The sequence below is a fragment of the Actinomycetospora chlora genome, from assembly GCF_039542135.1.
Taxonomy (GTDB): Bacteria; Actinomycetota; Actinomycetes; order Mycobacteriales; family Pseudonocardiaceae; genus Actinomycetospora; species Actinomycetospora chlora.
Genome location: NZ_BAABHO010000022.1, coordinates 86,044 through 92,165 on the forward strand (window position 1 = coordinate 86,044; position 6,122 = coordinate 92,165).

Genomic DNA, 6,122 nt, shown 5'->3' on the forward strand with positions numbered 1-6,122 from the left:
CTACCACGGCCCGGTGATCATGCCGCGGCCGGTCGACGAGGGAGGCCCCGTGCCGGCTCGTACGTCGTCCGCGCGCCCTCCCGGTGACCGTCGGACATCACCCGTCGCGCACCGCCGGATCCCCACCGACCCGGCCTCGCCGCTGCGCGACCGCGCCACCGCAGAGGCCTACGTCGCGTCGGTGTGCTTCAAGCACGGACCGCCGCGACTGCTCGGCACCGAGCTCGAGTGGCTCGTCCGTGCCGTCGACGACCCCACCCGTCCCGTCGACCCCGTCGTGCTGGCACGTGCGCTCGGACCGCACGCCCCCGCGACCCTCCTCGTCTCCGCCGTCGATCCGGCTGACACCGCAGCCCGCGATCCGGCGCAGACCCCCCACCTCGTCCCGGCCTCCGCCGGACCCATCGCCCTGCCCGCGGGCGGCGTGCTGACCGTGGAGCCCGGCGGCCAGGTGGAGATCGCGAGCCTGCCCCTGCCCGGCGTCGGCGACCTCGTGCGCGCCGTGCGCACCGACGTCGCCGCCCTGCGGACGCTGCTCGCGAACGAGGGCCTGGAGATGGTGCCGCGCGCCGGCGACCCGCTGCGCCCGCCCCGCCGGGTCCTGCAGGTCCCGCGCTACGCCGCCATGGAGGCCGCGTTCGACCGGATCGGCCCCCACGGGCGCACGATGATGTGCTCGACGACGGCCGTGCAGGTGTGCGTCGACGCCGGCGAGGGCGACGACGTCGGGCACCGCTGGGCGGCGCTGCACGAGCTCGGACCGGTGCTGCTGGCCGCGTTCGCGAACTCGCCGGTCGTGCACGGGCGGCGGACGGGCTGGAAGTCGTCGCGCTGGGCCGCGTGGATGGCTCTCGACCCGGACCGCACCAGCCCGCCGGTCGAGATCGGCGCGGACCCGGCCGGCGAGTACGCGCGGCGGGCGATGGACACCCGGCTGCTCTGCGTGCGCCGCGGCGACGACCCCGACACCTCCTGGGCCGCCCCCGACGTCACCTTCGACGGGTGGCTCGACGGGCACCTCGAGCCGCCGCCCACCCGGTCGGACCTGGACTACCACCTGACGACGATGTTCCCGCCGGTCCGGCCGCAGGGGCACCTCGAGGTCCGCTACCTCGACCAGCAGGCCGGCGACGAGTGGGTCGTCCCCCTCGCCGTCGTCGCCGCGCTGCTCCACGACCGCGACACCGTCGCCCGGGCGCGCGCCGCGGCCGAGCCCGCGGTCGGCCGCTGGACCGCCGCCGCGCGCCACGGCCTCGCCGACCGCGTGCTGCGCCGTGCCGCCGGCGACGTCTTCTCCCAGGCCCACCGCACCCTGACCGGGCCCGCGTTCGCCGACCTCGACGCCGACGTGCTCGAGCTGGTCGAGCGCGTGGTCTCCGAGCGCGTCCTGCTCGGGCGCAGCCCGGCCGACGACCCCCTCGACGACGCCGAGGACCGCCTGCGCCCCGACCCGGACGACTCCCCGCCCGCCCCGGACGACCTCCCGGCGGGCACCCCACCCCTCCTCGGAGGTGAGCGATCGTGACCACCACCAGCCCTCGCCCGGGCACCGACCGTGCAGCCCTGCGCCGCCGGCTGGCCGCCGAGCTCGCCGCGGCCCGGGCCCGTACCCGCGCCCTGACCCACGACGCCTTCCCCGCCGGCGACCCGGACCTGACCCGCCAGCACTCGCCGCTGATGTCGCCGCTGCACTGGGACGTCGCGCACATCGCGAACATGGAGGACTTCTGGCTGGTGCGCCGCGGCGCCCCGGACACCGAGCTCGTGGCCGGCGTGCGCGAGGACGTCGACCACCTCTACGACGCCTTCACCAACCCCCGCGCCGGGCGCCCACAGCTGCCGCTGCTCGACCCGGACGAGGCCCGCGTCTACGGCGACCGCGTCCGCGAGCAGGCGCTGGCCCACCTCGAGGCCGGGTCGTTCGACGAGCGCCGCACCCTGGCCGACGGTTTCCTGTTCGGGATGATCGTCCAGCACGAGCAGCAGCACGTGGAGACGATGCTCGCGACCCACCAGCTCCGCGCCGGGGCGCCGGTGCTGCGCGCCGACCCGCCGCCGGCCGCGGTGGTGCCCGGCCTCGCGGGGACCGAGGTCTTCCACCCGGGCGCGGAGTTCCTCATGGGCACCTCCGACGACGCGTTCGCCCTGGACAACGAGAAGCCCGCGCACCCCGTGCGCGTCGGGGCCTTCTGGCTCGATGCCGCGCCGGTGACCAACGCCGAGTACGCCCGGTTCGTCGACGACGGCGGCTACACGCGGCGCGACCTGTGGTCCGCGGCCGGGTGGGAGCACATCACCGGCGAGGGCTGGACCGCCCCGATGACCTGGGAGCACCGGGACGGTGCCTGGCACCGGACGTCGTTCGGTGTGCGGGAGCGGATCGGGGACGTCCCCGACCAGCCGGTGCTGCACGTCAGTTTCGGAGAGGCCGCGGCGTACGCCGCGTGGGCGGGCAAGCGCCTGCCCACCGAGGCCGAGTGGGAGTTCGCCGCCCGCTACGACCACGCGTCCGGCGCCATCCGCCGCTTCCCGTGGGGCGACGACGACCCCACGCCCGAGCGCGCCAACCTCGACCAGCGCCACCTGCAGCCCGCCCCCGTCGGCGCCTACCCGGCCGGCGCGTCGCCGCTGGGCGTCCACCAGCTGATCGGCGACGTGTGGGAGTGGTGCGACTCCGGGTTCGAGGGCTACCCGGGCTTCGAGCCCTTCCCGTACAAGGAGTACTCCGAGGTGTTCTTCGGCGGCGACTTCCGGATTCTGCGCGGGTCCTCGTTCGGCGTCGGCACGCCCAACGCCCGCACGACCTTCCGCAACTGGGACCTGCCGATCCGCCGGCAGATCTTCTCGGGCTTCCGCTGCGCCCGGTCCGCCTGAGGTGTGCCGCCACCTGGCCCACCTGGGCCCGACGCCGGTCACGCTCGCGTCGCTCCTGACCGAGCCGCCGCACTCGCTGCTCGTCCAGAGCTACGCCCCCGCCGACATGCGCGGCGGCGGCACCGTCAACGCCGACGGCTTCGGCGCGGGCTGGCTCGGGCGGGAGGGGCTGCACCTGTACCGGCGGGACGACCCGATGTGGACCGACGCGTCGTTCCTCGACCTCGCGCGGGCGGTGGAGACCACCGCGCTGGTGGCCGCCGTGCGCTCGGCGACGGTCGGGATGCCGGTGTCCACGGCCGCCTGTGCCCCGTTCCGCGGCGAGGCCGGCGGGCGGACCTGGCTCTTCAGCCACAACGGCGTCGTGCGCGGCTGGCCGCACAGCATGGCCGACCTGGCCGCGACGCTGCCGCCGCTGGACCTGCTGACGCTGGAGGCCGCCACCGACTCGGCCCTGCTGTGGGCGCTCGTGCGGGCCCGCATCGACGCCGGCAAGGACCCCGCCGACGCCGTGGCCGGCGTCGTCTCCGACGCCCTCGCCGCCGCCCCCGGCTCCCGGCTCAACCTGCTGCTCTCCGACGGCGCGCACGTGGTCGCCACCGCGGTGGACCACGCCCTCTCGTACCGGACCCACGCCGACGGCGCGGTGACGGTGGCCTCGGAACCGCTCGACGAGGACCCCGCGTGGGAACCCGTCACCGACGGCTCCCTCCTCGTCGCCCACCCGGGGGACGGGCACGACCCGCCGACCGTGACCGTCACGGCCCTGTAACCGGACGACCGTTCCCGACGCCGTGAACGCCGGCACCCGTCAGCCCGTGACGTGTGCCCAGACCCCAGGACGTGACCACGCACCGATGAGCCTGCCCGCGCTCGACATCCACCTCACCGCCGACGACGCCGACGAGGCCCTCCGGGCGGACGCCCGCCGCGGACTCACCGCCAGCCCGAAGGTGCTGACGCCGCAGTGGCTCTACGACGCCCGGGGGAGCGAGCTGTTCGAGCAGATCACCGCGCTGCCCGAGTACTACCCCTTCGCCGCCGAGCGCGAGGCCCTCGCCGAGCACGCCGACGCGATCGCCCGCGCCGCGGCCGCCGACACGCTCGTGGAGCTCGGCTCCGGGTCGTCGTCGAAGACGCCCGTGCTGCTCGACGCCCTGTCGCGCGCCGGGACGCTGGAGCGCTACGTCCCGGTGGACGTCTCGCCGTCGGCCCTGGAGGAGGCCGTCCCGGGGCTCGTCGAGGCCTACCCGGGGCTGGACGTCCACGGCGTCGTCGCCGACTTCACCCGCGACCTGCGCAGCGTGCCCCGCGACGGCCGCCGCCTGGTCGCGCTGCTCGGGGGCACGCTCGGCAACTTCGAGCCCGCCGACCGGCACGCGTTCCTGGGCGCGCTCGCCGACGCCCTCGACCCGGGCGAGGCGTTCCTGGTCGGCACCGACCTGATCAAGGACGAGGCGACGCTCGTCGCGGCGTACGACGACGCCGAGGGCGTCACCGCGGCCTTCGACCTCAACGTCCTCTCCGTGCTCAACCGCGTGCTCGGCGCGGACTTCGACCGCTCCGGCTTCGACCACCTCGCGGTGTGGGTGCCGCAGGCGAGCCGGATCGAGATGCGGCTGCGGGCCCGGCGGGCGATGCACGTCCGGGTGCCCGAGCTGGACCTCGAGGTGGACTTCGCCGAGGGCGAGGAGATGCGCACCGAGATCTCGACGAAGTTCACGCGCGAGGGGGTGCGTGACGAGCTGGCCGCCGCGGGGTTCTCCCACGACGGGTGGTTCACCGACCCGCAGGGCCGGTTCGCGCTGTCCCTGGCCGTGCGCCGCTGAGGGGCACCAGCGGCGAGGAGAGCTCGCCGGACAGCGCCGGCAGCAGGGGCGCGGCCACGCTGGAGACGGTCGCCGGGGGCAGCGGACGGCCGCCGGCCGGCGTCCCGGCCGGGTCGGGCGCGCCGCGGGGCGCCATGGCCGACAGCGGGGCCGCGCCGGCCGGGAGGGCCGGGGCGGGGTCGTCTGCCGGCTCGCCGACGTCCGCGGCCTCGTCGGCGGGCGCGGGAGCCGGTTCCTCGACGACCCAGCTGCCGTCCACCGGCCGGCGCGCGAGCGTCGGCCCCGCGGTGAGGGCCTCCACCGAGACCGTGCGCAGGCGCAGCCGCGCCCGTGCCGCGTGCCGCGGTGCGCCGTGCACGACGACGGCCACCGCCAGCCGCTCACCGTGCGGGTCGGGCACGGCGTGGAGCACGTGGTGGTGGCCGTCGTCGGTGCTGACGGTGAGCTCGGCGAGGTCGGGGGTGACCACCGTGGCCGCCCGGACCATGTCGGCGTGGGCCGCGCCGAGCATCTCGAGGTCGGCGAGCGACGGACGCTCGTCCGGGCCGTCGACGTAGCCGTCGAGGACCATGCCGCTGTCGACGTCGACGAGGGTGGCGGCGACGATGCGGCGGTCGTCGAGCAGCGGGCGGAGCACCGCCGACAGCCCGTCCGACCGCACGCACGTCAGGTGGCGGTGTCTCCCCACCTCCGCCGCTCCTCGTCCGTGACCGGCGTCAGCGCCGGCCGACCTGCTGGTAGTAGCCCTGGTCCTGCTGCGGCACCGGGGCGGCGCCCGGGTCGTCCAGGTAGAAGCGCTGGCCGATCACCTTGAGGTCGCGGCGGGCCATCGCGAGGTTGGCCTGCTGCCGGTTGAGGACGAGGTAGAAGAACATCTTGTCCTCGGGGTTGCCGTAGATCGGCCGGATGAGGTGGTACTGCGTGTCGAGGGTGATGAGGATGTCCTCGATCGTCTCGCGCAGGCCCAGCTTCTGCATGACGTCGAACTTCGCCCGCACGACCTCGCTGTTGCCGGGGGCGGCCACGTCGAGGTCGAACTCCGCGCTGCCGCCGCGGGAGCCGAGGGTCATGCCGCTGTCGTAGTCGACGATGGCCACGGCGAACGCGCCCTTGATGTTCGCGGCCGCGTTGAGGGCGTACTCGATGTCGCTCATGGGTTCCTCCGTGTCGGGGTCGCTCCGGGGGAGCGGGGGGTGGTGGTCGGGACGTCGGCGGTGGCCGTGAGGACGGCCTGCGGGGGCCGCCCCAGGCGGAGCAGACCCGCCAGGACCCGGCGCAGGGTGTCCGGGTCGGAGCGCCACCGCTGGCCCAGCACGCCCGCGCTGTCCCGGAGGCCGCGCAGCGGGCCGTCGTCGGCGAGCGGCGCGGGAGCAGCGGCCGGCGTCGCGGGCGTCGCCGCCGGGAGCGTGGCCCCCGGCG

The 6,122-nt window shown here is 76.0% G+C and carries 7 protein-coding genes; 4 read left to right on the forward strand and 3 right to left on the reverse strand.

Annotated elements, in window-relative coordinates:
- Positions 1 to 49 precede the first annotated feature (49 nt).
- The 4 genes from egtA to egtD all read left to right on the forward strand — a co-directional run bounded on the left by egtA (position 50) and on the right by egtD (position 4,703).
- A complete protein-coding gene (gene egtA / locus ABD994_RS15400) occupies positions 50 to 1,525 on the forward strand; it encodes an ergothioneine biosynthesis glutamate--cysteine ligase EgtA (RefSeq protein ID WP_345416277.1) in 1,476 nt (491 codons plus the stop codon).
- On the forward strand, positions 1,522 to 2,874 hold the full coding sequence (egtB, locus tag ABD994_RS15405) for an ergothioneine biosynthesis protein EgtB (RefSeq protein WP_425550065.1): 1,353 nt from the start codon (positions 1,522 to 1,524) through the stop codon (positions 2,872 to 2,874). Before egtA ends, egtB begins: the two co-directional genes overlap by 4 nt.
- Before the next feature lies 1 nt (position 2,875).
- Positions 2,876 to 3,646 (forward strand): ergothioneine biosynthesis protein EgtC, encoded by a 771-nt coding sequence (gene egtC, locus ABD994_RS15410; protein ID WP_345416280.1) that lies wholly within the window; start codon positions 2,876 to 2,878, stop codon positions 3,644 to 3,646.
- Between the two features lie 85 nt (positions 3,647 to 3,731).
- The gene (gene egtD / locus ABD994_RS15415) at positions 3,732 to 4,703 is read left to right on the forward strand and encodes an L-histidine N(alpha)-methyltransferase (RefSeq protein WP_345416283.1); all 972 of its coding nucleotides are present in this window, start codon (positions 3,732 to 3,734) and stop codon (positions 4,701 to 4,703) included.
- Here the strand turns inward: egtD and ABD994_RS15420 are convergent.
- From ABD994_RS15420 to ABD994_RS15430, 3 genes are all read right to left on the reverse strand, one after another.
- Positions 4,654 to 5,391, reverse strand: coding sequence for a hypothetical protein (locus ABD994_RS15420; RefSeq protein ID WP_345416286.1), 738 nt, complete (start codon positions 5,389 to 5,391; stop codon positions 4,654 to 4,656). The two genes, egtD and ABD994_RS15420, sit on opposite strands and share 50 nt — an antisense overlap.
- Positions 5,392 to 5,419: 28 nt before the next feature.
- Positions 5,420 to 5,857, reverse strand: a complete 438-nt coding sequence (locus ABD994_RS15425; protein WP_345416289.1) for a hypothetical protein — start codon at positions 5,855 to 5,857, stop codon at positions 5,420 to 5,422.
- The coding region (locus tag ABD994_RS15430; RefSeq protein WP_345416292.1) for a hypothetical protein at positions 5,854 to 6,122 on the reverse strand (269 nt) is incomplete at its 5' end. The genes ABD994_RS15425 and ABD994_RS15430, both read right to left, overlap by 4 nt.

Coding starts and splice junctions, on each gene's coding strand:
- egtD (WP_345416283.1), top strand. CDS start 3,732: ATGAGCCTGCCCGCGCTCGACATCCACCTCACCGCCGACGACGCCGAC.
- ABD994_RS15425 (WP_345416289.1), bottom strand. CDS start 5,857: ATGAGCGACATCGAGTACGCCCTCAACGCGGCCGCGAACATCAAGGGC.